This window comes from Leptothoe sp. LEGE 181152, from assembly GCF_032906605.1.
Classification (GTDB): Bacteria; Cyanobacteriota; Cyanobacteriia; order Phormidesmidales; family Phormidesmidaceae; genus Leptothoe; species Leptothoe turfae.
In genome coordinates this window covers 26,355-52,710 of record NZ_JASATU010000044.1, presented here as the reverse complement: position 1 = coordinate 52,710, position 26,356 = coordinate 26,355, and the positions used below count along the sequence as shown (strand labels likewise).

The following is a 26,356-nucleotide window of genomic DNA, read 5'->3' as shown; positions in this document are numbered from 1 at the left end:
ACCGTGCCAACCTAGGTATGGAAGTAATGCACGAGCGTAATGCTCACAACTTCCCTCTAGACTTGGCGGCTGGTGAAGCGGCTCCTGTTGCTATGGTTGCTCCTTCCATCAACGCGTAGTCGTCGTGGTTTTGTAACCTAGTCTAGTCAAAAGGGCCTCTATCTTCGGATGGGGGCCTTTGATTTTTTAAGGGGATAGATACGCAATTCTTGTTTTGTTTGAGACTGACAACTTGGCAAGCCTATTTCATTAGGCTATAAGTGATTGCTGAAACGTTAGCTGGAAACAGACAGCTATGGTCAAAGCAAAGTGCTGTTGGCGTCGCTTCTCATTTGGAGATATGCATTCATCGATGTTCGATAAGTAGATATGCTTGTTACTAAAAAAGGGAGGTTACTAAACCTCCCTTTATGGCTAATGTTTAATCAGTGCTGGTCAAAGCGTTTAGATTGAAAATACATCAAGAGACGCTCTGTAAATTCACTAAGCTTTTGTCTTTAGCTTAATAAGCAAGAGTTTCTAAGGTCTCTCGCAGATATCGTCTTACCAATTGCTCTAGTGGAGTTTTATCCAAGGTGTCAGCTGGTAGTTCGGACTTCCATCTCTGGAACCCGGTACTACTACATATAGCTCGCTGCAAGCTTAACCATACATTCGTATCTTCAGAGCTAAATAGAGTGGAGGATATACTAGCCATAGGTTTCCTGTGTAAGCTGATTTGATAGGATATTTCAGCATCTTCTACTCATACGATAACGCAGGACCAATGGACGTGTTGTGCCTATAATCACGGTTTATATCGACTTGTTGCTAGTCGATACAAGAAATGGAGACAATCTGGTAGTATCATCGGTTTTTCTTGTATCGACTAGCTTTATACAGCGGATTGCTGACGATAAGTCCTATTGAGAACGCCCGGCTAGGGTCCGTCGCTTCGTGACCATCTTGAAGGCCTCAATGCGATCTCCTTCTTGCCAGTTACTGAACTTATCAACACCGATACCACACTCAAAGCCAGAGGCAACTTCTTTCACGTCATCCCGCATACGCTTGAGTGAATCTAGATTACCTTCATATACCTGAGTGCCATTACGCATGACTCGAATCTTACAATTTCGAGTTACCTTACCGGATAGAACATAGCAGCCTGCAACAGCCCCTTTACGTACTGGGAAGACAGCACGGACTTCGACTTCACCCAGATCTTCTGCCACCAGTTCAGGCTCAAGCAGACCTTCCATAGCGCCTTCAATATCTTCTAGGAGCTTATAGATAATGTCGTAGTCTCGAATATCAACACCTAGACGGTCAGAAGCTTGCTGTGCTCCCGGCGCTAGAGTTGTGTTGAAGCCAATGATGACTGCGCCACTGGCCGCAGCTAGGTCAACATCAGTTTCACTAATCTCCCCTGGAGCAGCCATCAGCACACGAATTTGAACTTCGTCCTGGGGCAGCTGTTGTAGAGATGCCAGAATTGCTTCAACAGAACCTTGAACGTCTGCTTTCAGCAAGATGTTGAGTTCCTTCAGTTCGCCTTCCTGAGCTTGGGCAGACAGGGTATTGAGGGTTACCCGTCGAGATGCCATCGCTTGCTGCAACCTAGACTGACGCTGATCGATTGCTCGGCTATCAGCTATAGCACGAGCTTCTTTTTCAGACTTGAAGACTTCAAACTCATCACCTGCTTGAGGTACGTCATTGAGACCTAGAACCTCAACGGCAAAGGATGGTGAAGCTGCCTCAACACGGTTTAAGCGATCGTCTAACATTGCCCTCACCTTACCGAAGACAGAGCCGACGACCATTGAATCGCCAATCTTCAGAGTGCCATTTTGTACAAGTAAGGTAGCCACAGGGCCTCGTGCTTTATCCAGGTTGGCCTCAATAACGGTTCCCTTTGCTAATCTGTCAGGATTAGCGTGTAGATCCTCAACTTCAGCCTGTAGCAATAGCATTTCTAGCAACAGATCAAGGTTCTCACCAGTTATGGCACTCACAGGCACCATGATGCTATCGCCACCCCATTCCTCAGGAACCAGACCTTGCTCCATAAGTTCTTGCTTGACGCGATCAGGGTTAGCTGTTTCTTTATCAACCTTGTTTATAGCAGTAACAATGGGTACCTGAGCTGCTTTGGCGTGGCTAATTGCCTCAATCGTCTGAGGACGCACACCATCATCTGCCGCAACCACTAACACTGCAATGTCAGTAACACGAGTACCTCGAGCACGCATTGCTGTAAATGCTTCGTGGCCAGGGGTATCTAGGAAGACAACCTGGCGATTGTCGCCCTCATGTTCGACATCAACGTGGTAGGCACCAATGTGCTGGGTGATACCCCCGGCTTCCCCACTGGCAACTTTAGCTTCACGGATAGCATCCAGAAGCGAGGTTTTACCATGGTCAACGTGACCCATGATGGTGACCACTGGTGGACGCTGCTTCAGATTTTCGAGGTCGCCCTCATCAATCATTTCGGTGGTTTTCTTTGCTTCAGACTCGGCTTCAGCAGTTTCTACCTGGATATCAAAGGCTTCAGCTACCATCCTGGCCGTGGGAATGTCCAAGGTTTGATTGATATTAGTAGCGATGCCTTTAAAGAACAAGAACTTAATAACTTCAGTTTCAGGTTCTTTAATCTCTTGAGCTAATTCGTGTACGGTCAGACCGTTGGTTAGAATTATTAGTTCGGGCTTGTCTTCGACGACTTCGACTTTGCGATCGCGCCGATTATTGCGTGATGAACCACCCCGAGTTGGCATAGAACGGCTTTTCACAGCAGCTGGCTTGGCCTGACTCTGATGAGACTTAGGCTTAGGTGGCCGCATCAACGAAATACTGATTGGCGTTGCTGAAGAATCACCAGACAGACCTGCCTCTAGTTCTTCAATGTCATCATCATCATCTAAACGTTGAGCACGTCGCTTCTTCGTTGCGTTCTTGCTAGCGCGCTGCCGCATTTCCTCTTCTTCACTCTCACCACGAGGCTTCCCTCGTTTGGGTGGACGTGCTGGAGCTGAAGGTCGGCGTACGTCAGGACGTCGAGGTGCGCCAACTAAAACGGGGCCACCACTGCTGGTATCGTCTGTATCTGTATCTGTAGCACCTGTCTCATCAGCCGTTGGACTAGACGGTTTTGGTCGGCGAACCTCAATAACTGGTTTTGGTTTTAAGCTTGGTTTCGCCTTAAGTGCAGCTGGCTTATCCTGAGCCTCGACCGATCTACCGACCTCAGTCACCGGGATCTTGGCATCTGGATCATCACTTCGCCTCGCTACTTTAGGACGTGGTGCTTGGGTACGAGATGGAGGAGAGACTAGCTTAGGTTGAACAATCTGTGGTTTGGATACCGGTACAGCCTGGTCGGATGGCTCACTGGACGTAGCCCCAGAAGAACTGGCACCATTTGTATTCCCAGTAGGACGAGGTACTGGCTTCTGAGGAGGACGCACAGATGGCTTGTTTGGTCGTCCAGGGCGATTTGGTGGCTGTCGTAAGTCATCCGAGGATGGCGACTTGGCTGGAGAAGCATCTTTGGGAGCCTGAGGAGGAGATACTTTTTTCTCAGGAGAGTTAGGTTCTGATGACTGATGACGCCTAACTTCTAAAATTTGCTGTTTTCGAACGGGACGATTTGGGGCTTTAGGCTTGGTCAGGTTCGGTTTTTGCTTTGGTTTCGGAGGCGGCTTTTGTAATGAGCGCTTTGGCGCTCCTGATGCAGCTGCACGAATCCGTTCCGCATCCGATTCAGTAATAGTGCTGCTATGGCTCTTTACTGCTATGCTCAAACGTTCACAGATGGCCAGAATATCTTTATTGTCTAAATCCAACTCCCGAGATAACTCATATATCCTGACTTTGCCATTGTTCATCCAAATATTCCTCGCAAATTTTCAAAGAAAGGTGTCACATAGACTTACTGCCCTTATCGAAACGACATGACATTTTACCCTTGGGCACTATGGGCAATATCTTATTCTATCGACTCTTAGCACTAATGTGGCCATTGTGGGTACTGATGAAAATGGATGTATCCCCATCCCCGCTCAATAATATTCTGACAGTATCAGGAATTCCCGACCAAAAATTAGCACAGGTCTTAAATTCTACCTTAGCATCAGCCCTAAAAAGTATTCGCAGCCAGGCAAAAGCTCAAAAGCTTTAACTGAACTACTTAGGTCATTTGCATGTAAGCCTTTGTGGACATTTCAGAAGCTGTTAATGATCAAGCTTGAATCTGTTATCGGGGTGATGCCAGTTTTTGCTTAATGAGTTGGTGCAAGTGTTGATAAATTTCCTCTGGCACAGGTGCCTTAAGGGAACGACCAAGCCGATTTTTCTTGTGTGCTGAGTTTAAGCAATCTATCTGAGGACATAAATAGGCGGAACGTCCCATGCCATAGTTCAGCTGGATTGTGCCTGTTGGATAAGTGCGAACGACCCTCAGGAATTGATCTCGATGGGCTGCCTTACGGCAGCTCACACAGCGTCGATAATTCGGTCGCATCAAACTAACTTATTCCTCCTCATAAGCGGGTCCCTCATTTTCCCCCTCATAGGCAGGTCCCTCATTCTCAAGGACTTCAGGCTCTTCTACAGCCGCTGCTTCTGCGGCAGCTTGTTGAGCGGCCGCCGCTGCTAGATTTGCTGCTTTAATGGCTTCCATTTGTGCCGCTAAGGCCGCCGCTGCTTCTTCCTCTTGCTTACGTTTAGCTTCCAGTTGAGCCCGTACCTTCTCATCTTCGGCCTCATAGTCGTACTTAGCTGAGTCCTTGATGTCAATTTTCCATCCGGTTAAACGTGCTGCTAGCCTTACATTTTGACCTTCTTTCCCAATGGCTAAACTAAGCTGATCTTCAGGGACCAACACATGGGCTTGACGATCTTCTGGATTCATCAATCGCACCTCGTCAACCCGTGCAGGGCTGAGGGCGTTGGCAATATAGGTGGCTGGGTCTGGGGACCAGCGAATAACGTCTATCTTTTCACCTCGCAGTTCATTGACAACAACCTGAATGCGAGAACCACGAGCACCAATGCAGGCACCTACGGGATCAACATCCCGTTCTAGGGTATCAACAGCAATTTTGGTTCTAGGGCCTACTGAACGAGATGGGGGATTAGCCTCACGGGCCACGGCAACGATGCGGACTACTTCGTCCTCAATTTCAGGTACCTCATTGGAAAATAGCTCAACAACAAGGCTGGCATCTGCACGGGACACTAGTAATTGTGGCCCACGGTGAGATCCTTCTGAGACTTTTTTCAGTGCTACACGGAATGTGGCATTGGCTCGATAGTTATCATTGGGTAATTGATCCCGTTTGAGTAACTCTGCTTCTACGTCTGGTTGGCCAACGCCGCTGCTAACGGCCATAATCACGGACTGACGCTCAAATCGCAGTACGCGTGCTTGGAGGATGGTACCTTCCAAGTCCTGAAATTCTTCCTGGATTAACCGCCGCTGCTGATCACGTAGTTTTTGAGCCAGCACTTGTTTGGTCTGAATCGCGGCCATGCGGCCAAAGTCGCGTTGCTCTGGCGTAACATCAAGCACCACCTCGTCTCCTATCTGAGCCTCGGGGGCAACTTCGACTACTTCTGCTAAAGAAATTTGATGGTCAGGGTTTTCAACAGCCTCGACAATTGTTTTGCTCGATAAGACCCTAAAGCCTTCTTCCTCTGGATCTAACTCCACAGCAAAGTTGTCAAAATAGTCTTCATCAAATTGAGCGCTATCCATGCGGCGAGTACGACGATAGCGCTCATAACCTTTGAGTAAAGCTTCTCTGAGGGCCTGTTCTACAGCGGAACGAGGTAAGTTACGCTCTCGACTGATGCCTTCAATCATTTCTTGTAGGCTGGGCAGACTGACCATTGACATGGGCTTTCTCCTCCTTAAATAACTAGACTTCGATGCGAATAGATGTGAATAAAAGTAAGAATGATGCTGGTTTAGCCCTGATATCCTGGCGCGTTACGCTGAGGTGATAGGCGTTTTGTAGCGATGAAGTGGTGCAATGAGCGGCTATGCTTCAACTTGATTGCTCAGTTGTACTGCTTCTACTAACTCATTGGGTATGGCAACGCGACGACCTCGTTGACTAATAGCTAGTTTGCTTTCCGTTCGTTCTAGTAGTGTACCTATCCATACTTTTTTGCCTTTGTGAGGTGTATGGAGAGTGATTTCAATGGCAAACCCCTTGAAAACGATAAAATCGCGGTCAGTTTGCAGCTGATCAGAAACGCCAGGACTGGAAACTTCTAGAACATACGCATCAGGTAGTGTATTAGAGGTTTCTAATGCTTCACCTAAGGCGATACTCATTTTTTCACAGTCGTTTAGGCTAGTGTCGTCCTGGGTGAGGTTACGGACGTCAACCCGTAAAACCGGTGGGTTATGGTTGGTTTGAAAAACCGCGCCCACTACCTCTAATCCCAAGTCAGTGGCAATGGGGGCAGCTATTTCAAGTACCTGTGGAATAACAGGGTGAGCCATGGACACGTAGTAAATTAAACAAAATAAAAAGTGGGCCTTGAGGTCCCACTTCTTAACACAATCATTTTTGAACTGGGGCAGTAAATAACCAGTTATTAACTGATCCAAGTAGCATTACTGCTACATGACTTTACTGCGTTACACAGTTTAGCGTGTTTTTCTTTGCTTTGATTCAATACCCGTTGCTTGAAAAAGATCGGCAACAGTTGTGCAGTAGTTGTCTAGGCCAAGACTAGAAGGGGTCAGAGGATTTTGATAAGTAAAATGACGATACTTTAAACAAAAGTGGTCCCAATCTTCCAGACGCACCTTAAATAGTTTGATAAAAAAGTCGATGAGTCTCTGGGATAGAGGGATACGGAAGTAAATGGATCGACCTAAATAATGGCTGACTGCGGTTACAGCCTCATCCACGGCAAGGGCAGAGTTGCCTAATACCAACTCCCTACAGTCGTCTTGCGTAGGCGGATGGGCAATTAGATAGGTAACCATCGTGGCAACGTCTTGAGCATGGATAAAATGTAACGTACCCTCAGCACTAAAAAAGCGAATTAAATCGATCCACTTAGTGACTTCGGTTAGTCCACTGGAAATATGCGAGTAAGGTTTGTTGGTATCACCCCCAAAAACGAGTGTGGGAAATAGGGTAGTGATTTTGGGATATATGGCTAGGTCTTTTAACTTTTGATGACACTGATATTTACTGCGAATATAGTCAAAGGAGACGTTGCCGGCTTCTTTGAGGGGCTGATTTTGACGGTCTAAAATACTCGCGGTTGAAAAGTAGAGCACCTGTTTAATCCGATCAGGATCTAACAGTTCCATCAACTTCAAATTAGCTGTGACATTGATGTCGTAGATTGCAGGTGCGCCTCCCCAGGATGTGGCGATGAGGATTGCAGTGTCTATGGTGCCAAGTAGGTTGGCAAACTGATCAATTTCACGAATATCGCCCTGTAATATGTGAACCCTCGGCTGCTGAGAAATATCTAGTTGGAGCTTATCTGGATGACGCAATAGTAGAAAAAGCTCATGATGACTATGCTCAAGCAAGTTCTCAAGGACATAATGGCCTATACACCCACTGGCACCAGTGATAAAAATTCTCTGCGGTGACGATTGAAGGGATTGTGCCAGTTGACTCACGGTTTAAGCAGGCGCGATATTTAAGTATCCATAGTATTACCTTGCGTAGCAGTTATAACAGCTGGTGTTACGCCTGGTTGAGTGCATGATTGCAGCTACAGCCCATCAATCAGCTATGGGCTGTAGCTGTGGCGGTGGCTTTGCGTTTTAAGCAGGAACTGCTAGCAAATCTTCAAGCTGCTTGGCGGTTTCGAAGAAGTGAGCTGCATTTTCTTCTGGAGTGCCAGGAAGAATGCCATGGCCCAAATTCAAGATGTGCCCACCACGACCGGCTTTGCGTACGGTATCGAGGATGCGATCGCGAATGAAATCCTTCGATCCAAACAAAACGCCGGGGTCAACATTACCCTGTACCTTCATGTTGGGACCGAGACGACGACGGGCATCGGCCATATCAACTGTCCAGTCGACGCTGATGATATCTACACCAGACTCGCCCATAAGTTCCAGTACGCCAGCACTGCCGCTGATGTAAAGGATAAGAGGGGTATCAGGATGAGTTTCTTTAACCTGACGTACGACCTGCTGCTGATAAGGCAGGGCAAAAGTACGATAGTCTTCAGGACTTAGCTGACCGGCCCAAGAGTCGAATAGCTGGACAACCTGAGCACCGCAGTCAATTTGATAGCGCACATACTTGGCAATGCCATCTGCCAGGTGGCTCAGCAGCTGATGCAGCATCTTGGGCTCAGAGAAGGCCATGCCTTTAATCACGGAGTAGTTCTTAGAGCTCTTGCCTTCCACTGCATACGCCGCCAACGTCCAAGGAGACCCAACAAACCCAAGCACTGTTGACGCATTGCCGACTTCTTGTCTGAGGGTAGTCAAAATCTGTCGAATAAAGGGTAAATCCTCTTCAGGATTCAACGGGCGTAGGGCATCGATTTGAGCTTGAGTGCGGATTGCAGGCTCAATGATGGGGCCTTTGCTCTCTACGATATCGAAGGGGATGCCCATGCCTGGCAATGGGGTCAAAATGTCTGAAAACATGATGACGCCATCGGGACGAAATGCTCGCCAGGGCTGTAGTGAAATCTCAATAGCAAGTTCTGGGTTCTCAGAACGCTCACGAAAAGAGGGATACTTCTCTCGTAAATCGCGATATATCTTCATGTACCGACCTGCCTGACGCATCATCCAGACCGGTGGTCGATCCAAGATTTCGCCCTTGGCGGCTCTTAAAAGGTAGGGCGTTTGATCGGGTTGGGTCATTGAAATTTCACCACAGACTAAAAGAGTTTTTAATTCGCATTTGTAAGCTTATCATCGTGAATTGCCCTCAATGACTGGAGATGTTTGGCTTGCCTAGGGTTTAGCCAGTGAACTGATGAATTTGACACGACCGTCACAGCGTAAACTTAAAGGCAGATAACGAATTGTGGCTATGTATGTCACTCCAGTCAGACCTATTCATGCAGAATGTGAACTTTTTTAAAAAGCAAGAAGGACGGTGGTTTTCGCAGCGCACTACACACTACCTGAAGGCAGGAAACTCAAAGGCGGGTAAATCAGATTTAGAAGTTACCTACATGGACGTTGGTACGGATGCTGTGATTCAGCTCTGTAATGAAGCGAGCTGTTCTGCCACGGATGCCGTAGGCGGGTTACGGATTGCCCAGAAGAGTACCGTAGATGGCCAAACGCGAACCCTGGTAACGTTGTTGGCTGCGATCGCAACCGATGACGATAACGGTAAGTTAATCAGCAAACCTGAGGGTAAAGCCCGATCTCAAGTCAGTCAGTATCGGTTTGAGAATGAAGTTCTAACGATTGTTACGGCAGCTGATGGTTTGCGAGCTGAAGAGCGTTGGTGGTTTATCACTGACAAATTACGGATGCGCACCAATGTTCTCAGTGGCGACCAGGGGCAAACGATGGCTTCATTTTGTTCAGAAATTCGTCTGGGTGATATCAAACCCTAGAAATACGCTTAAGTTGAAGTGTTGGTCGAAACGGTTGGATCGGAGCTGACCTAACCATAGGAATATAGTCTGAATAGGCCGCCTCAGTCTTATGGGGAGATGCCTTGGGCCTAGCTTCTGCTTTGGATGCCATCGTTTGATGAGGCTGATGCGATGGATCAGCTTGATAAACTTCAACCAGCGTATCCTCGGGCTGCACTGGAAATGCTTCGATGGATAACCCAGGGTAATGGCCGTAGTCCACATCAGATGATCTACTGTGGATGCCTTTGGCGGTTGAGACGGTTTCTGTAAACCCTGATGAGGACATAGTCTTGCGCTGACCCAGCTCGTTCATCGTGTGACTGGGGCATGTGATCTCAGGCTGTGGTGCTGTGGTCAAATGTAGCGGAGTCCCAAGATGGTCAGCAATGACTTGCCCAAAGCCAGACGTAAAGTGACGAATAGGCTGTCCACGCCGTTGCCATAGGCTAAGGATATGCTGAACCGAAATAACTTTGTAGCGCCCTTGATATACTGCCTCGATAATGGCATCTCGAATCCAGTTAGCACGATAGTGGTTAAGCCAATACAAGACTTGGCTTTCAGGACTATATTGAGCCAACTCCAGGCTAAAGGACTTGAGCAGAGTAATGGCCTGTTGTGCTTCTCGCTCTAGATCAGATGCCATCATGGTTAATACCTCTAGCCCAACGTATTATTTGATTCATTGTTGAAGTAACAATTTCCTAATACGCTTGGGAAATAATATTTATAGGTTTATTGAACCCATATAAGTCTTAACTTTACCCTTGGACATCAGTCCTTGATGCAGTCCTTAAACTTTGTTTGATTCCCGTATTCCTACGATGTGGTGAACGCTGATTAAGTAAAGGCCTAACGTTCTTCTACCACACCACTATCTACCTGGCGAATATTGGGCTCATCAAAGGGGCTGCCACTGCCAAGCCAGTTGAAATCACTAAGTCTGAATCCAATGGAACCTGTTTCTCTAGTTGGGCTGTAGCGAAAAACCAAACCGTAGGTGCGGCGAGTGTATTCGAAAATAAAGTCGGTGTTAACGGTTTCCCCAGTATTAATGTTTATTGATGTTTGAAAGCCTAGCAAAATAGGCCCAAAAATCTGCTGGAGCACACCAAAACTAACCACGCGTCGATCTACATTTCGATCAAACAAAAAAGGAGAGTTATCGCTTGAAAGGATGTCTTGGGAATAGCCCAGGTTGAAGCGAGTGTAGTCAAAAAAATTTTTAGACAGATGTCCAATCTGCCCGTCTAAACGTACATCTGCAGAGAGTTCCTCTTGAAAGTCGCCACTCGTATAGTAAGACGCCACTCCCAGCAAGTTAACGTTGAGGTTTAGAAAAGGGACCACTGGGGCTGGGGTGTAACGTAAGCCTTCTGTGGGGGTAGCAGGCAGGGGGGTGCCGCGCCAGAGGTTAAATCCTTTGCGCAAGCGTGCGCTGGCTTGCATCCGGCCTAATGTGATCAGATCTTCGCCACCCCGTGGCCTACCCAGAAGATCGATACGATCGGTTCTAGAGGTGACTAACTGTGCGCCAGCTTGGTAGGTCAGGATAAGGCCACGCTTATCTAAATTAATGGGTGGAGACAGCAGGACTGCACCGAGACTGGAGCGGACATTTTGAAAGCCTAGACTGCCATTAAAAAGGCGATCGCGATAGCTATATTCTGCGGACAGTAGATGATCGCCGATAAGGTAGCGATTACGAATACTGCCGCGGAGGTTATCTTCAGCTTCTCTTAAATCTAAGCTGGTCAATCTGACTCGTGCAGAAAGGTTGGAGCTTGGGCTTAGACGCGTGTCAAAGTCAGCTTCCACACCAAATACATCTGAATTAGCCAGGCCTTGATTTGTAGCGCGTTCTAAAAAGTACTGGGGAGTAATGCTAAAGGATGTGGATTCATTCTCGACAATAGGGACTTCGCTTTCTAAAAAAACGCCACCACGATCCTCAGAGTCGCTACCAATACTGATCAAAAAAGGGTTGATTTGATTCTGCTCGCGTTCTCCACGATTCAGAATATATCTGGACTTTAATAGGGGTAGGGAAAACCCTTGATCAAAAACCAAGCGAGGGTTTTCTGTCGTGAGCAAATCGGCGGTTGGTGAGAGTGTCACTAACGTCAGTCGGTCAGTGCGAAATTCGAGCTCCGGTGGAGAAAAAGGATCGTTTGTTAATCGCACCTCCTCTGCTACCCAAGCTTCAGCATCAAAGGTGACTCGTGCGGCTTCAAAGCGGATGCGTCTGATGCCGCCTTCTGCGTCTGGTAAGGATCCGGGGTTACTGCCTTGAAGCCGAGAACTCAACTCAACCCCCCCGACTCTTCGGACGGCAGTGACATCCTCGTCTGGGTTGAGGGGGTCGAATACTGTCCGGCTAGTGACAGGTCTCTCCGTTGGGGCTGCAAAGTCGTCTTCGAGTTCTGGTAAAAAAAGTTCACCCCGTGTTTCAAAAATGGTGCCTGCTTCCTGCAGAAGGCTATATTCAGCTCGTTCACCTCGAACTTCTTGCTCGCCACGAGTCAAAATTACGTTGCCTTCTGCCAGGACATAGCGATTAACTAAGTTGATCCACATCTCATCGGCTAATAAAAAGGCATCGTTGAGCTTGAACACGACGTTGCCTCGGGCAATCACCACTTGCCTATCAGAGTCAAAGATTTGGGTGTCGGCTGTAATTTCTAATTTTGAGGGATCTAATGCTTCAGTAGGTGCTGTGGTAGAAGGAGGTTCTGCTGATTCCGGTGTTTCAGTCTCGTTGCCCTCATCAGAGCCCTCATCAGAGCCCTCATCAGAGCCCTCCGCTGCTGCTGGCTGAGGGACTAAGCTATCGTCCGCTACTCCCTCAATCTCTCGCTCCTCGAAAGCGTTGGGATTGGGATTCTCTAAATCGACTGCTTCGGCGTCTTCTAAATCGATTGCTTCGGTGTCTTCTAAATCGACTACTTCATTGACGGTATCCCCAGCTGCTTCGTCACTTGCAGCTGGTGCCACTTCCGTTTGAGGCGGTAGGGAAGGTAATTGGGCCAGATTGGGCTTAGAGAAATCATCCGCATTGGGCTCTGACAGTTGTCCGACAGGAATCAGGCTTCTAGGGGAAAAAGAAGGCTCTAGAAGGCCATCGGTCGATTGCCCAGGCGTGGGGTAGTGATGGGTGAGTAGGTGTTGAGCCCCGCTGTTGTGCTTAGTTTTGGTTGAAACTGTGCTGATTGAGACTGCTGATAGCTGATTTTGGGAAGGTTCAGGAGGTAAATCGATTAGGGCCATGGAAATTGTTAAAAACGGCCAATGGTTAGCGTAATACTAACCCTCATGAACACAAGCGTTGAAACAGTCCCTCAGGGTGAAAACTGACTCGCATTAAAAACTCCTTAGCTGGACTAGCCAAGGAGCCTAATCAAAATTCATTGGAACTCTTTCGAAACTAGCGCTTAGCAGGAATTATTCCATATCTTGGCGGCCAGGATTCCGAGAGGGGTCGCCATTGAGGAAGCCAAAGACGAATAGACCTACAAAAAATGCAACAGTCAGATATACAACGATCTTTAGAGTCAGCATCGGGGATCTCCAGCACAGACACTTAAATTTATAAAAGCTATTCTATCGCAACATTGAATTCATCGAGTGTTGATACTCAGAGTTTGCGTAAAGATGGAACCCATGGTTTAGTCCATTGCCATGATGGCAACGCCACTGACCATAATGGCTGCTCCTAATAGGCGCTCTTTCAGTCCTGTTTCGCCAAATAGGGCGTAGCCAAAGCCAACTGAAATTAAGGCACTCATGCGCTTGACTGCGATTACCTGTGCTACTGGGGCCAGGGTGAGGGCGATGAACTGGAGGCTAACGCCGATAGCGTTGAAGACACCTGCGAGCACAACGAATAGGGCTTGCGATCGCAATTCCCCAATCACCAAACCTGCCCCCTTTTGCCAGGCCCGCTGCACAACAAAGGGCATCATACCCATCGCAATTGTCCCAAACAGCGACATGCCCCAAAAAAGGGAGGATGAATTTAGGGTGCCAACCTTATCAAAATTGGACGTGATGCTCCATAAAAACGCCACACCCATCATCATGCGGCTACCTGGATTGGTCATGAGTGCCCGTAAGGGGGCCAACGTCAAGCCCTCACTAGGCTTCAGGTTCAGTATGTAGGAACCCACAATGAGAAACAGCACACCCATCACGTCTAAGCCAGTGGGCCATTCGCCAACGATGATGGGGGATGTGACCAGCAAAAACAATGGCGTTAAGGTGACCAATGGCACCGTCAGCGATAGGTCCGCAATTTTAATGGCGCGTGTATAGAGAGTGAAGGCCAAAATATTTAAGCTGCCCCCCACCAGAATTGCTAACCCAAAATCAGGTCCCAGAGTCGGTGGACCTTCGGTTGCCAGCATCAACATGGCCATCAATAAGGCTCCAGCGCTGGTAAAGCCTAATAAAACCGAATATTCATCTAACGATTTCAGCGCCTGTTTCCCCGTGGCATCTTTGAGGGCTTCACAAAGGGCGGTGCCGCTGGCAAGGGCTAACCAGAGCATCCCCTAAGCTCCGCAGCAACGATCGATGCCCAGGCTTTCTAGCAATAAGTCGCCGACAGCATTGGCGACAGAAAACTCGCTGTAGAAGCTTTTGGAAAAATCGAAGGACTGCAATTCAGTTAAAATGGCCATCACCAAGGGAATCAGCTCATTTTCCCCTTCCATCCGCTGGCGTACGAAGACCTGAGATGCACGTTGGGCAATGTCCTGATTGACCGCTTCTGGCAAAAACTCTGTATCTAACCAGTTTTGCAGCGATGCTCTGAGCCATTCGCCTTCTTGCTGTGGATCTTGAGGAGATGGTAACGTGACGGATTGAATTGGTTCAGTCATAGCAGATGCTGCGGCGATACCTGTATTTTTTCGGTTCTAGATTCTTTTAGGGTAAGTTTTTTTAGGCTACGGTAGGAGAAGGGTTTGAAGAATGTAACGGGATAGTCCCCCTGTCACAGCTGCTATGGCTTACTCGATTCCCCATATTTTGCAGTGTTATGCCCAGGGTTATTTTTTAATGGCAGATAGCGATTACCAAACGCTCAATTGGTATTCCAGCCGTAAACGAGCACTGATTCCATTGGATGAGCGATTTCGTTACCCAAAATCGCTACGTCGGGTACTCAATCAAAATCGGTTTGAAATTGCGTTTAATCGGGATTTTGATGGCGTGGTTGAAGGCTGTGCTAATCGTGAGACTACCTGGATCTCAGATGAATTGAAGGCAATTTATCGCATGCTGCACCGGGCAGGCCATGCCCATAGCTTTGAAGCCTGGCAGGGGGATCAGCTGGCAGGCGCTATTTTGGGCATTGTGCTAGGGGGAGCTTTTATCGGCGAGTCGATGTTTTTTACGGTTCCCGACGGTTCGAAGGTGGCGATGGTGAAGCTTGTGGAGTGGCTGCGATCGCAAAACTTTCTACTTTTCGATGCTCAAATGATGAACCCCCATCTAGCCCGTTTTGGGGCATACGTCGTGGAAAGTGAGATCTACGAAGACATCCTTTATCAGGCAATACAGCGTTCCTGTCAATTTTTGCCGCCGTCAGCGAATGAGCGAACCATCTCCATGGGATCGCAATACTTAAATCGCAGGAAGTACGAATAGGGTAAATGCTGTTGTAAGTTCTTCCGAGTTCTCAGGGGGAATGAGGCATCCAATGGTCATCCACAAGGGATACCCTTACGGTTTGATAACTATTCTTCTTGAGATTGGATGGGTACCCACTGGCAGACTAACTTGCCATTCACTCTGGTCCAATGGGCAACCAGGCTTGATCGCTTCTGAGGCCGAGAATCTTTAGGAGGAACGGCGCGATAAGTAGTCGCTAGATCCGCATAAGTAATCATATAGTGACCCTCCAGTGATTTATCTATAGCGGCAGCAATGTTGCTTTACATTTCTTGGGATGTTTGGTCAGGAACTCATTTATCTCCCTCAACAAGACGTCCCTATCCAGCAAATTCGCTACCTAATGACCTCTGGCATTGGGACATCATTATGGTAGTTGCTGATGCAACGGCTACCGCTGTCCATTGCCCCTAAAACCGCCATGACCGCCGAATACGATCGCCTGCACACCAATCCAGACACCTGGAAAATCTGGGGACCTTATCTCAGCGAACGTCAGTGGGGCACCGTTCGCGAGGACTATAGCGCAACGGGGGAAGCTTGGGATTATTTCTCCCATGACCAGTCCCATAAGCGGACTTATCGGTGGGGTGAGGATGGTTTGCTGGGGATTTCTGATGCAAAACAAAGCCTTTGTTTTGCCCTGGCACTTTGGAATGGGGAGGATCCAGTTCTCAAAGAGCGATTATTTGGGCTGACGGGTAGTCAGGGCAACCATGGTGAAGATGTGAAGGAGTATTACTTCTATTTGGATAGTACGCCGACACATTCTTATATGAAGGCACTCTATAAGTATCCGCAGGCAGCCTATCCTTACGGTGAGCTGGTGAAGGAAAATCAGTGGCGCGATCGCAACTCCCTAGAATATGAACTCCTGGACACAGGCGTCTTTGATGAAAATCGCTACTTCGATGTCTTTATCGAATACGCTAAGGCAGCGCCCGAAGATATTCTCATTCAAATTACTGTTGCAAATCGAGGCCCAGAAGCCACAACATTAATAGTGTTGCCCACCCTATGGTTTCGCAACACCTGGAGCTGGGAAGAAAACGCAGAAAAACCAAGTCTCAAACTGGCAGATACTCAATCAGGCTTCAGTACTCTGGAGGCTTTCCATAATGACTTGGGGGTTCGTTGGCTCTACTGTCAAAGCAAGGGGTTGGTGCAGAATTCTCCTATTCTTTTTACGGAAAATGAGACCAACTACCAAGCAGTTTTTGGATCTGCCAATCCAATTCCCTACGTTAAAGATGCCTTTCATCGCTATGTGGTTCAAGGTGAGACAGGGGCGGTTAATCCTGGGCTGACAGGAACGAAGGCAGCGGCTCATTACACGTTAACGATTCCTCCTGGAGAGAGTCAGGTGATCTGTTTACGGTTGAGCGATCAGTCTCAACTTTCAAATCCCTTTGGAGAGTCTTTTGTAACTACCCTGACCACTCGACAACAAGATGCGGATGACTTCTATCGAAAAGTCTCTCCTTTCCCGATGAAAGATGAGGAAAAAGCCGTTCAGCGTCAGGCTTTTGCTGGCCTGTTATGGAGTAAACAATATTTTGGTTTTGATGTGAACCGTTGGCTCAAGGGCGATCCGACAACACCGACACCGCCAGAAAATCGGCAGCGCAATAATCAGTGGACTCACCTGAATGCTGAGGATATTATCTCGATGCCCGACAAGTGGGAATATCCCTGGTTTGCGGCCTGGGATTTGGCGTTCCACTGTATTCCCATTGCCATGGTGGATCCGGAGTTTGCCAAGTACCAGTTAGATATCATGACGCGGGAGTGGTACATGCACCCCAATGGTCAGATTCCAGCCTATGAGTGGGCCTTTGGGGATGTGAACCCGCCGGTTCATGCCTGGGCGACGTGGCGGGTTTATAAGATTGAGCAAAAGGTGACTGGAAAGTGCGATCGCACTTTCCTAGAACGCGTCTTCCAAAAACTCCTGCTCAATTTCACCTGGTGGGTAAACCGCAAAGATGCCGAAGGCAGCAATGTTTTTGAAGGTGGTTTTCTCGGTCTAGATAACATTGGCGTTTTTGACCGCAGCTCTGCTCTTCCTACCGGAGGCCATCTCGAACAGTCCGACGGCACCAGCTGGATGGCTATGTACTGTCTGAATATGCTCACCATTGCCCTGGAGCTTGCCAAAGAAAACCCAGTCTATGAAGACATGGCCACTAAGTTCTTCGAGCATTTTCTCTACATTGCCGATGCCATGAACCACATCGGCCAGGACCGCTCTCAGTTATGGGATGCTGAAGATGGCTTTTTCTACGATGTGCTGCAGTTTCCCAACGGCGATCGTCAGCGGCTCAAGGTCCGCTCTATGGTGGGTCTAATTCCGCTTTTTGCTGTGATGACACTAGAACCTGATTTGTTAGAGCAAGTACCTGGCTTTAAAGAACGGCTAGAGTGGTTTATCGAAAATCGTACCGATCTGAAGAAGAATGTGGCCTGTATGGAAACAGAAGGTGTGGGTGCTCGCCGCATGCTGGCCCTTTGCTACGCCACCCTGGGTGAGGTGGAACCCACCGATAAGCTACGCTGCATCCTAAACAAGCTGCTAGATGAAAACGAATTTCTCAGCCCCTATGGCATCCGTGCCCTATCTCGCTATCACGCTGAGAATCCCTATTGTTTCAATGCCAATGGTGAAGAGTTTTGCGTAAATTACGAACCAGCAGAATCCAGCAGTGGGTTGTTTGGTGGTAATTCCAACTGGCGTGGCCCAATCTGGTTCCCAGTAAACTATCTGTTAATTGAGTCTCTCCAAAAATTCCACCACTACTTAGGTGATGATTTCAAAATTGAATGTCCTACGGGGTCAGGTCATTGGATGAATTTGTGGGAAGTGGCAGTAGAACTTTCCCAACGATTGACATGTATCTTCCTACCAGATGAGCAAGGCAATCGCCCTGTTTACGGCAGTGACTCATCTCCGTTTCAGCAAGACCCCCACTGGCAGAACTATATTCTTTTCCATGAATATTTTCATGGCGATAATGGAGCCGGTATCGGTGCCAGCCATCAAACGGGCTGGACTGGCCTAGTAGCTAAGTTGATTCAGCAGCAAAGCAAATATGGTCAATAGGCATCCTGTTACTTATGGTTCAAGAACTTTTTCCTTAATCTATCCAAAATCTATCCAAATCCAAATTCAGTAACCTAATTCAAAATAGATAACGCTGTAGGGGCAATCATCACCTAGAAATCCTTTGTTAAATTAACTAGATGTAGCGCTATAAATCGGCTAATCTTAGAATCCAGACTCTATAGCTAGTGGCTAACCCAAACGCTTCAAGCCACAAGGTCTATATAGTATAATTGTACTAAATACAGGCGAGCGCTATGTCCTTTGTCGGTCTGCACATCCACAGTGATTACAGCTTGCTCGACGGAGCCAGCCAGCTAGAACCACTGGCGGCCAAAGCTGTCGAAATGGGGATGCCCGCCATTGCCCTCACCGATCACGGTGTCATGTACGGGGCTATCGAACTGCTAAAAACCTGTAAAAAAGCAGGTATTAAGCCCATCATCGGCAATGAGATGTACCTGATTAATGGCGACATCACTAAGCAAGAAAAGCGCCCCCGCTACCACCAGGTCATCCTTGCCAAAAACACCCAGGGCTATAAAAACCTGGTGAAACTCACCACCAAGTCCCACCTGGACGGTGTCCAAGGTCGCGGTATCTTTTCCCGCCCTTGCATCAATAAAGACCTGCTGGAGCAATATCACGAAGGTCTGATCGTCACCAGTGCCTGCCTCGGTGGTGAAGTTCCCCAGGCCATTATGCAAAATCGCCTGGATGTCGCCTACCGCGTTGCCAAGTGGTACAAGGACCTTTTTGGCGAAGACTACTATCTAGAAATCCAAGACCACGGCTCACCCGAAGACCGCATTGTAAATGTGGAAATCATCCGTATTGCCCGCGAGCTAGATATCAAAATTATTGCCACTAATGATTCCCACTTTATTTCCTGTGTCGATGTCGAAGCCCACGACGCACTGCTCTGCATCCAAACCGGCAAGCTCGTCACCGAAGACAAACGACTGCGCTACAGCGGCACCGAGTACCTAAAATCCGCTGATGAAATGCGTCGTCTTTTCCGTGATCATCTACCCCAGGATGTCATCGACGAAGCCGTAGCCAATACGGTTGAAGTCGCCGAAAAAATCGAAGAATATGACATTCTCGGTAATCCTCAGATTCCGAACTTTCCAGTGCCCGAGGGACATACTGGCGAAACCTATATGGCCAAGGTTTCCCGCGATGGTTTGCTTGAACGGTTAAACATTACTTCATACGACGAAGCGCCGCCAGAGTATCAAGCACGCCTGGAATACGAAATCCAGATGATGCACCAAATGGGTTTTGCTACCTATTTCTTGGTGGTGTGGGACTACATTAAGTTCGCCCGTGATACCAAGATTCCTGTGGGACCAGGGCGAGGTTCGGCGGCAGGTTCCCTGGTGGCCTATTGCATGGGCATTACCAATATTGATCCGGTTCACCATGGTCTACTGTTCGAGCGATTCTTAAACCCTGAACGTAAGTCCATGCCTGATGTGGACACCGACTTCTGTATCGAAAAACGGGAGAAGGTGATTGAATATGTCACCGAGAAGTATGGCAAGGACCATGTTGCTCAGATCATCACCTTTAACCGCATGACCTCCAAGGCGGTGCTTAAAGATGTGGCCCGTGTGTTGGATATTCCCTACGGCGAGTCCGACAAAATGGCCAAGATGATCCCAGTGGCTCGGGGTAAACCCACCAAGCTCAAGGTGATGATCGACCCTGATAAAACGCCCGAGAAAGCGTTTCAGGAAAAGTACGAAAGTGGTGACTTGGTGCCGGGAACAGCCGTTACCTATCGCCGCTGGCTTGATATGGCCATTACCATTGAAGGTACTAACAAAACCTTTGGTATGCATGCGGCGGGTGTGGTGATTTCTGCTAAGCCGCTGGATGAACTGGTGCCGCTACAGCGTAATAACGATGGTGCCGTCATCACCCAGTACTACATGGAAGATGTAGAAGCAGTTGGTCTACTAAAGATGGACTTTTTGGGTCTGCGCAACCTCACCATGATCCAAAAAGCGGTGGACTATGTGGAGCAGACCCGTGGTGAAACCCTCGATATGGATAAGGTCGCTTACAACGACCCAGAAACTTACAAGCTATTGAGTCGCGGTGAGTTAGGGGGTGTATTCCAGCTTGAGTCCTCGGGCATGCGCCAGATTGTGCGCGATCTTAAACCTGACGGGTTGGATGATATCTCTTCAGTCCTCGCTCTATATCGACCGGGTCCGCTCGATGCAGGCTTAATTCCGAAGTTTATCAACCGCAAACACGGTCGTGAGCAGATTGATTATCCCCATGAGCTGATCCAGCCGATTTTAGAAGAGACCTACGGCATCATGATCTTCCAGGAGCAGATCATGAAAATTGCCCAGGATATGGCGGGCTATTCCCTTGGGGAAGCAGATCTGCTGCGCCGAGCTATGGGTAAGAAAAAGCAATCGGCAATGGATATGCACCGGGGCAAGTTCATTGAAGGGTCGGTGGCCAATGGTGTGCCTAAAAAGACGGTGGAAAACCTTTGGGACCAAATGGTGAACTTTGCCCAGTATTGCTTTAATAAAAGTCATTCCATGGCCTATGGCTATGTCACCTATCAGACGGCATACCTGAAGGCCAATTATCCGGTCGAATATATGGCAGCATTGCTGACGGCCATTAGTGGTGATCAGGATAAGGTGCAGATGCACATTGCTAATTGCGTCAGCATGGGCATTGAGGTGCTGCCGCCGGATGTGAATCGTTCTGGCGTGGATTTTACGCCGGAAAATAACTGCATTTTGTTTGGGCTGTCGGCAGTGCGAAATGTTGGCTTGGGTGCGATTGAGACGCTGATTCAAAGTCGTGAAGAGGATGGACCGTTTAGGTCATTACCGGAATTGTGCGATCGCATCGATCTCCGCGCCGTCAACCGCCGTGCCTTAGAAGCCCTGGTACACTCTGGTGCATTAGATAGCCTCAACAGCAACCGTCGTCAGCTCAATGCTGACTTAGAATTTGTCGTTGATTGGGCTCAGTCCCGCGCCAAAGATCGCGAAATTGGCCAGGGCAATATCTTTGACATGATGTTAGGTGGAGGCGAGACAGCCGCAACACCCAATGAAAAGACCAATCATGCCGGTGCCTACGAAGCCGCCCCCAAAGCTCCTCCCATGGAGGATTACGATCCCCAAGAACGCCTGCGCTTAGAAAAAGAGCTGCTCGGCTTTTATATTTCCGATCATCCGCTCAAGTCAGTGCAGCGCCCAGCTCGTATTTTGGCTCCCATCAGCTTAGCCGAGCTGGGTGAACAGCCCGAAAAGCTGACCCTTAGCGCCATCGTAATGATTAGTGCCATGAAGCCCATCACCACTAAAAAAGGTGACAGTATGGCAATTCTTCAGATCGAAGATTTAAGTGGTCAAGCTGAAGCTGTCGTTTTCCCGCGGACCTATGCCCGCATTGGCATGCATATTAAGGCCGATGCGCGATTAATGATTTGGGGTAAGGTCGATCGACGTGACGATCAGGTGCAGATGATCGTTGATGATGCTGAACCCATTGAAGATGTGCGCTTAGTGACGGTTGAGCTGCCTCCATCGATTGCCGGAGACATCGTGCAGCAAAATCGCCTCCGTAATGTCATTCAAAACCAGCAAGGGGAAGATAAAAGCGCAGCTAAAATTCCCGTTGTCGCTATGATCACCCACCAAGGACATCGCCAGGTGGTGCGTCTTGGAGCTCAGTTCCGTGTCAAAGATCCAGACGAAGCCGTATTAGCCCTGAATGCGGCTGACTTCAAGGCTAAAGCAGCTCCCTTGGTAAGTGCGTAGCAGATCAATACTGTTTTAGTAAGATGACCTGGAATCTAGCCCCCTTTTCTTGAAGTCAGTTCCAACTGGAGGGGAGACGTTAACCCCTTAGCCTTCACGATAAATAGTGAAGGCTTAATTTTTATCAATGACGCGTATAGATAATTGGACTATACGGCACACTGACCCAAGAGGGTTTTGCTATGGGGTAGGACTTTATTTATGGAACTAGATTACAAAGTCGCATTACGATGCGCCCATCTATCGAATGAAGTCTACAGAGATTTCAACGAACGGCTCCGATTTAGTATGCGCCCTAATCTGATGCCAACGTTGTTTGATATCGAGCGTACTGATACACAGGTTGCCTTACTAGAAGATCCCGAGACCCAATGCGGATACGTTATTTTCCGTGGTAGCGATGCCGATCGCGACTGGCTTACCAATTTGGATTTTGCCCGCTGGTCTGCCGTGACGGGGGCCGTCATAGATAACAAACAACTGGACTATCCTGCTGTCTATGGCACCTCCCAGTCTGGAGTGAAAATGCACTCAGGATTTACTAAGGCCTATCTTGCCGCCAGGTCTGAAATCCAGTCCGTTGTACATCAAAGTGAGATGACTCGCTGGTTGGTAACTGGCCATAGTTTGGGAGGCGCTTTAGCTAAGTTGTGTGCTGTTGATTTGCAATACAACTTTTCCCCTGATATATCGGTAGAAGTCTATACCTTTGGGGCTCCGCGTGTGGGTAATAAAGCATTTGCTGAATCCTATAATCGCCGGGTTCCCAATACCTGGCGTTTTGTCAATGGTAATGATGTTGTCAGTGGGTTACCCCGCCGCTGGCAGCGCTATCGCCATGTCGATGAACGGATCAGATTCAACGTTATGTTCAGCTGGCGCATTATCTCAGGCAGTTTGCAAGATCACCGTATCGACCGTTATATAGCTGCACTTGAAAAACGAGCAGATCAAGAAAAATAGCTACTTTAGCTGAATGCTAAGAGATCCCTTGGTTTGATTGGTCGGTGCAAATAGCGATGCTATATTCCGTATAAGTACCAATTGTGTGCTTTAAGTTCTGAATATCAAATCTTTGACAACTTATCTAAGGGGCAGCCATGAAAAAGACGGGGCGGCGCAGTAGCAATATCGATGATCGTCGTGGTGCTACAAGTTCTCTGGTTGTCGGTGGTGGTGGTTTAGGGGCTCTGGTGTTGGCTGCCGTCGTGACCCTTGTGACTGGCGATCCAGGCCCTGTTTTAGATCAAGTTGCTCAAACCCAAGCTCCAACGCAACAATCTTCAACCTCTCTCGCTGAAGATCAGTTAGCGGATTTCACATCCGTGGTCCTAGCTGATACTGAAGATACGTGGAATCAAATTTTCCAAGAACAGATTGGTCAAGATTATCCGGAGCCTACGTTGGTTCTCTATTCTGGATCTACTCAGTCTGCCTGTGGTTTAGGTCAAGCAGCTATGGGGCCATTTTACTGTCCGGCTGATCAGCAGGTCTACATCGATCTAAGCTTTTACAACGATTTGAAGAGCCGTCACCAGGCCCCTGGTGATTTTGCCCAGGCTTATGTGATAGCCCATGAAGTTGGGCATCATGTGCAGAATGTTCTGGGCATTTCTAGGCAGGTACGACAACTGCAAAGCCGTGCCAATAAAGCTGAAGCTAACCAACTATCAGTCCGTTTAGAGCTTCAGGCCGATTGCTTCGCGGGGGTATGGGCCAACCGTGCTGATCGAGCCCGCGATATTTTAGAGAGCGGTGATATTGAAGAAGCGCTGAATGCGGCTAGTCAAATTGGAGACGATCGTTTGCAGCAGCAGTCCCAAGGCTTTGTAGTGCCTGAGTCCTTTACCCACGGTAGCTCTGCCCAACGTGTACGCTGGTTTAAGCAAGGTTTGGCAACGGGGGATATCGAGCAGTGCAACACGTTTGTGACCAATCAAATTTGATAACGCTCTCCCGCTAAACTTACCAAAATCAACCTGGACTTAACATAGGTTCCGTATATATACGGAACCTATGTTTGCTATTTTTGGTTTTTTGCTTGAATGGGGCTACGTATAAACCCGTAGGTGTTATCTAAATTTAAAGCTCTAAAAAAGATCTCAGCATTACTGAGGTGACTCAAATCTCCGTGAAGTTATTAATGTGAACGTAGTATTTGATACCTTTATCTGTAATGGCTAATGTCAAATCTTTAGCTGCGATCGCAACCACTGTTGTGCTATCCATTGCTTCTACAATTTTGCCTGCTCAGGCAGAGGTACGAGTCCTCGACTTTGAGGCCGATGCGTCCGGTAATGCCCTAAGTGGCGGTACTCAAGTTCATAATCAATGGGCCGACTGGGGGCTAAGCATCACTGGCAAAAACTATAAAACCGGCCATAACAACGCCCCTCTGTTGCTCTATGACACAAGTCAATCAGGTGCCGATAACGATCTACGCACTGGCGCGACCTGGGGTACTTCAAATCAAGGCAATGCCTTGATCATTCAGGAATACAACAACGGTAGTTATAACTTACATACACCTGATGATGAAGCTAAAGGTGGCCACATCTGGTTTGATTTTGACCAAACAGTTGGATTTAAACAGTTTTCACTCCTTGATATCGACGATAACTTTGGGACGAAGTCCGGAACTCAGGTTCGTGTGATTGGTAAAGATGCTGACAATAATACGATTCTCAATATTAATGTTGACAATCTAATTAAGCGGTTTGCCAATACCTATAGCGATCCAGACCACTCCAAAAGTCAAGGCAAATCCCTCACCCATGCCTACAAAAATGGTTTAGATGAGTATGTTGACGTCACCATCACTCAGGTGGGCAATAAGCGTGACGACAACTCTATGTTCCAGTTTGATTTCGAAGAAACTGAATTGCAGCGAGTCCAGTTTCGCTACAGCGACGTGAGTGGTGCGATCTCAGGGCTACAATGGGACGATCTCTCATCTGAGGAACCACCCCAGCTCCCTGAACCCTCAGTCACCATTGGTTTAACGATGATGGGCTTTATAGGGGCTCGAAAGCTCCTTCAAGGACGCTTGCAATAATGCTAGTCAAACGTCACAACACTACGAATTGATGTGCCTTCATGCATCACATCAAAGGCGTCATTGATCTTCTCTAATGGAAAAGTGTGGGTGATCAGATCATCAATATTGATCTTGCCATTCATATACCAGTCCACAATTTTAGGAACATCGGTGCGACCTTTTGCCCCCCCAAAAGCTGTACCTTTCCAAACTCGACCTGTAACCAGTTGAAATGGACGCGTCGAAATTTCTTGCCCTGATGCAGCGACACCGATGATGATGCTTTCACCCCAGCCTTTATGGCAGCACTCCAATGCCTGACGCATCACATTAACATTGCCAATACACTCAAAGGTGTAGTCGGCCCCACCTTTGGTCAAGTCCACTAAGTAGGGCACCAGATCCCCCTCAACTTCCTTGGGGTTCACAAAGTGGGTCATGCCAAACTTTTCTGCTAGAGCCTTTTTCCCAGGGTTAAGATCTACCCCTATAATCATGTCTGCCCCAACCAAGCGACAGCCTTGGATTACATTTAACCCAATCCCTCCTAATCCAAAGACAATCACATTTGATCCAGGCTCCACCTTAGCTGTATTAATCACAGCACCGATGCCTGTAGTCACCCCACAACCGACATAACACACCTTATCGAAGGGTGCATCTTCTCGAATTTTAGCCAGGGCAATTTCAGGGACAACCGTGTAGTTAGCAAAGGTTGAGGTACCCATGTAGTGATAAATAGGCTCCTTGCTCAAATGAAAGCGACTAGTGCCATCGGGCATTAATCCACGACCTTGAGTGCTACGGATGGCCTGACAAAGGTTGGTTTTGCCGCTTAAACAGTACTCACAGGTACGACACTCGGGGACATATAAAGGGATGACATGATCGCCAGGTTTCAGGCTTTTTACACCCTCTCCCACTTCCACAACCACGCCAGCACCTTCATGCCCCAAAATAGCTGGGAATAAACCTTCAGGATCTTTGCCTGAAAGAGTATAGGCATCGGTATGACAAACACCAGTAGCCTTAATCTCAACCAGCACCTCACCTGACCTAGGGCCATCTAAGGTTAGTGTTTCTATCGTTAGGGGTTGTCCAGCCTGATGAGCAACAGCTGCTCTCACGTCCATAAACCATACCTCTGCA

General features: G+C 48.1%; 21 protein-coding genes and 1 pseudogene. 9 read left to right on the top strand and 13 right to left on the bottom strand.

Annotated features, from left to right (window positions below):
- A pseudogene (locus QGP82_RS21970) lies at nt 1-119 on the top strand (photosystem II q(b) protein); the annotation flags it as partial.
- A gap of 783 nt (nt 120-902) precedes the next feature.
- Here QGP82_RS21970 and infB read toward each other — a convergent pair.
- A complete protein-coding gene (gene infB / locus QGP82_RS21965; RefSeq protein WP_163702829.1) occupies nt 903-3,872 on the bottom strand; it encodes a translation initiation factor IF-2 in 2,970 nt (989 codons plus the stop codon).
- 89 nt (nt 3,873-3,961) lie between these two features.
- Between infB and QGP82_RS21960 the strand changes: the two genes are divergently transcribed.
- Nucleotides 3,962-4,165, top strand: a complete 204-nt coding sequence (locus QGP82_RS21960) for a hypothetical protein (RefSeq protein ID WP_163668143.1) — start codon at nt 3,962-3,964, stop codon at nt 4,163-4,165.
- A 75-nt stretch (nt 4,166-4,240) separates the two neighbouring features.
- Here QGP82_RS21960 and QGP82_RS21955 read toward each other — a convergent pair whose 3' ends face one another.
- The 5 genes from QGP82_RS21955 to hemE all read right to left on the bottom strand — a co-directional run bounded on the left by QGP82_RS21955 (nt 4,241) and on the right by hemE (nt 8,857).
- Nucleotides 4,241-4,507, bottom strand: a complete 267-nt coding sequence (locus QGP82_RS21955) for a YlxR family protein (RefSeq protein ID WP_163668145.1) — start codon at nt 4,505-4,507, stop codon at nt 4,241-4,243.
- Between the two features lie 9 nt (nt 4,508-4,516).
- Nucleotides 4,517-5,884, bottom strand: a complete 1,368-nt coding sequence (gene nusA / locus QGP82_RS21950; protein WP_163668147.1) for a transcription termination factor NusA — start codon at nt 5,882-5,884, stop codon at nt 4,517-4,519.
- 144 nt (nt 5,885-6,028) lie between these two features.
- Nucleotides 6,029-6,499: a ribosome maturation factor RimP gene (rimP, locus tag QGP82_RS21945; protein WP_163702830.1), complete on the bottom strand. Its 471-nt coding sequence runs from the start codon at nt 6,497-6,499 to the stop codon at nt 6,029-6,031.
- 147 nt (nt 6,500-6,646) lie between these two features.
- Nucleotides 6,647-7,645 carry an NAD-dependent epimerase/dehydratase family protein gene (locus tag QGP82_RS21940; RefSeq protein ID WP_163668151.1) on the bottom strand — a complete coding sequence of 333 codons (999 nt, stop codon included), beginning with the start codon at nt 7,643-7,645 and terminating at the stop codon, nt 6,647-6,649.
- Nucleotides 7,646-7,792: 147 nt separating this feature from the next.
- Complete coding sequence (hemE, locus tag QGP82_RS21935) at nt 7,793-8,857, bottom strand: uroporphyrinogen decarboxylase (protein ID WP_006516793.1); 1,065 nt, start codon at nt 8,855-8,857, stop codon at nt 7,793-7,795.
- Nucleotides 8,858-9,033: 176 nt separating this feature from the next.
- Here hemE and QGP82_RS21930 point away from each other — a divergent pair, with 176 nt between their 5' ends.
- Entirely contained in the window at nt 9,034-9,567 is a 534-nt protein-coding gene (locus QGP82_RS21930) for a phycobiliprotein lyase (RefSeq protein ID WP_163668153.1), read from the top strand.
- Here QGP82_RS21930 and QGP82_RS21925 read toward each other — a convergent pair.
- The 5 genes from QGP82_RS21925 to QGP82_RS21905 all read right to left on the bottom strand — a co-directional run bounded on the left by QGP82_RS21925 (nt 9,557) and on the right by QGP82_RS21905 (nt 14,471).
- On the bottom strand, nt 9,557-10,240 hold the full coding sequence (locus QGP82_RS21925) for a hypothetical protein (RefSeq protein ID WP_163668155.1): 684 nt from the start codon (nt 10,238-10,240) through the stop codon (nt 9,557-9,559). The two genes, QGP82_RS21930 and QGP82_RS21925, sit on opposite strands and share 11 nt — an antisense overlap.
- Nucleotides 10,241-10,443: 203 nt before the next feature.
- Nucleotides 10,444-12,858, bottom strand: a complete 2,415-nt coding sequence (locus tag QGP82_RS21920; protein WP_499061011.1) for a DUF3769 domain-containing protein — start codon at nt 12,856-12,858, stop codon at nt 10,444-10,446.
- Between the two features lie 174 nt (nt 12,859-13,032).
- Nucleotides 13,033-13,149 carry a photosystem II reaction center protein I gene (locus tag QGP82_RS21915; RefSeq protein WP_006516789.1) on the bottom strand — a complete coding sequence of 39 codons (117 nt, stop codon included), beginning with the start codon at nt 13,147-13,149 and terminating at the stop codon, nt 13,033-13,035.
- Nucleotides 13,150-13,256: 107 nt separating this feature from the next.
- Nucleotides 13,257-14,138: an EamA family transporter gene (locus QGP82_RS21910; protein WP_163702835.1), complete on the bottom strand. Its 882-nt coding sequence runs from the start codon at nt 14,136-14,138 to the stop codon at nt 13,257-13,259.
- Nucleotides 14,139-14,141: 3 nt separating this feature from the next.
- The gene (locus QGP82_RS21905) at nt 14,142-14,471 is read right to left on the bottom strand and encodes a DUF8822 family protein (protein ID WP_163668161.1); all 330 of its coding nucleotides are present in this window, start codon (nt 14,469-14,471) and stop codon (nt 14,142-14,144) included.
- Between the two features lie 124 nt (nt 14,472-14,595).
- Between QGP82_RS21905 and aat the strand changes: the two genes are divergently transcribed.
- A complete protein-coding gene (aat, locus tag QGP82_RS21900; RefSeq protein ID WP_499061010.1) occupies nt 14,596-15,240 on the top strand; it encodes a leucyl/phenylalanyl-tRNA--protein transferase in 645 nt (214 codons plus the stop codon).
- Between the two features lie 89 nt (nt 15,241-15,329).
- Here aat and QGP82_RS21895 read toward each other — a convergent pair whose 3' ends face one another.
- Nucleotides 15,330-15,482: a hypothetical protein gene (locus QGP82_RS21895; protein WP_163668165.1), complete on the bottom strand. Its 153-nt coding sequence runs from the start codon at nt 15,480-15,482 to the stop codon at nt 15,330-15,332.
- 203 nt (nt 15,483-15,685) lie between these two features.
- Between QGP82_RS21895 and QGP82_RS21890 the strand changes: the two genes are divergently transcribed.
- From QGP82_RS21890 to QGP82_RS21870, 5 genes are all read left to right on the top strand, one after another.
- Nucleotides 15,686-18,364 carry an MGH1-like glycoside hydrolase domain-containing protein gene (locus QGP82_RS21890; RefSeq protein ID WP_499061013.1) on the top strand — a complete coding sequence of 893 codons (2,679 nt, stop codon included), beginning with the start codon at nt 15,686-15,688 and terminating at the stop codon, nt 18,362-18,364.
- 257 nt (nt 18,365-18,621) lie between these two features.
- Nucleotides 18,622-22,170: a DNA polymerase III subunit alpha gene (locus QGP82_RS21885; protein ID WP_499061009.1), complete on the top strand. Its 3,549-nt coding sequence runs from the start codon at nt 18,622-18,624 to the stop codon at nt 22,168-22,170.
- A gap of 201 nt (nt 22,171-22,371) precedes the next feature.
- On the top strand, nt 22,372-23,133 hold the full coding sequence (locus QGP82_RS21880; RefSeq protein ID WP_163668169.1) for a lipase family protein: 762 nt from the start codon (nt 22,372-22,374) through the stop codon (nt 23,131-23,133).
- A 137-nt stretch (nt 23,134-23,270) separates the two neighbouring features.
- Nucleotides 23,271-24,116: a KPN_02809 family neutral zinc metallopeptidase gene (gene ypfJ / locus QGP82_RS21875; RefSeq protein ID WP_163668171.1), complete on the top strand. Its 846-nt coding sequence runs from the start codon at nt 23,271-23,273 to the stop codon at nt 24,114-24,116.
- A 230-nt stretch (nt 24,117-24,346) separates the two neighbouring features.
- The gene (locus tag QGP82_RS21870; protein ID WP_163668174.1) at nt 24,347-25,225 is read left to right on the top strand and encodes a hypothetical protein; all 879 of its coding nucleotides are present in this window, start codon (nt 24,347-24,349) and stop codon (nt 25,223-25,225) included.
- 2 nt (nt 25,226-25,227) lie between these two features.
- Here the strand turns inward: QGP82_RS21870 and QGP82_RS21865 are convergent, their stop codons facing one another.
- Nucleotides 25,228-26,340, bottom strand: a complete 1,113-nt coding sequence (locus tag QGP82_RS21865) for an S-(hydroxymethyl)glutathione dehydrogenase/class III alcohol dehydrogenase (RefSeq protein ID WP_163668177.1) — start codon at nt 26,338-26,340, stop codon at nt 25,228-25,230.
- Nucleotides 26,341-26,356: the final 16 nt, after the last annotated feature.

Bases quoted from the DNA above. Each gene is read 5' to 3' on its own strand.
- infB (WP_163702829.1), bottom strand. From the start codon at position 3,872: ATGAACAATGGCAAAGTCAGGATATATGAGTTATCTCGGGAGTTGGAT.
- QGP82_RS21960 (WP_163668143.1), top strand. From the start codon at position 3,962: ATGGGCAATATCTTATTCTATCGACTCTTAGCACTAATGTGGCCATTG.
- QGP82_RS21955 (WP_163668145.1), bottom strand. From the start codon at position 4,507: ATGCGACCGAATTATCGACGCTGTGTGAGCTGCCGTAAGGCAGCCCAT.
- nusA (WP_163668147.1), bottom strand. From the start codon at position 5,884: ATGTCAATGGTCAGTCTGCCCAGCCTACAAGAAATGATTGAAGGCATC.
- rimP (WP_163702830.1), bottom strand. From the start codon at position 6,499: ATGGCTCACCCTGTTATTCCACAGGTACTTGAAATAGCTGCCCCCATT.
- hemE (WP_006516793.1), bottom strand. From the start codon at position 8,857: ATGACCCAACCCGATCAAACGCCCTACCTTTTAAGAGCCGCCAAGGGC.
- QGP82_RS21930 (WP_163668153.1), top strand. From the start codon at position 9,034: ATGTCACTCCAGTCAGACCTATTCATGCAGAATGTGAACTTTTTTAAA.
- QGP82_RS21925 (WP_163668155.1), bottom strand. From the start codon at position 10,240: ATGATGGCATCTGATCTAGAGCGAGAAGCACAACAGGCCATTACTCTG.
- QGP82_RS21920 (WP_499061011.1), bottom strand. From the start codon at position 12,858: ATGGCCCTAATCGATTTACCTCCTGAACCTTCCCAAAATCAGCTATCA.
- QGP82_RS21915 (WP_006516789.1), bottom strand. From the start codon at position 13,149: ATGCTGACTCTAAAGATCGTTGTATATCTGACTGTTGCATTTTTTGTA.
- QGP82_RS21910 (WP_163702835.1), bottom strand. From the start codon at position 14,138: ATGCTCTGGTTAGCCCTTGCCAGCGGCACCGCCCTTTGTGAAGCCCTC.
- QGP82_RS21905 (WP_163668161.1), bottom strand. From the start codon at position 14,471: ATGACTGAACCAATTCAATCCGTCACGTTACCATCTCCTCAAGATCCA.
- aat (WP_499061010.1), top strand. From the start codon at position 14,596: ATGGCTTACTCGATTCCCCATATTTTGCAGTGTTATGCCCAGGGTTAT.
- QGP82_RS21895 (WP_163668165.1), bottom strand. From the start codon at position 15,482: ATGATTACTTATGCGGATCTAGCGACTACTTATCGCGCCGTTCCTCCT.
- QGP82_RS21890 (WP_499061013.1), top strand. From the start codon at position 15,686: ATGACCGCCGAATACGATCGCCTGCACACCAATCCAGACACCTGGAAA.
- QGP82_RS21885 (WP_499061009.1), top strand. From the start codon at position 18,622: ATGTCCTTTGTCGGTCTGCACATCCACAGTGATTACAGCTTGCTCGAC.
- QGP82_RS21880 (WP_163668169.1), top strand. From the start codon at position 22,372: ATGGAACTAGATTACAAAGTCGCATTACGATGCGCCCATCTATCGAAT.
- ypfJ (WP_163668171.1), top strand. From the start codon at position 23,271: ATGAAAAAGACGGGGCGGCGCAGTAGCAATATCGATGATCGTCGTGGT.
- QGP82_RS21870 (WP_163668174.1), top strand. From the start codon at position 24,347: ATGGCTAATGTCAAATCTTTAGCTGCGATCGCAACCACTGTTGTGCTA.
- QGP82_RS21865 (WP_163668177.1), bottom strand. From the start codon at position 26,340: ATGGACGTGAGAGCAGCTGTTGCTCATCAGGCTGGACAACCCCTAACG.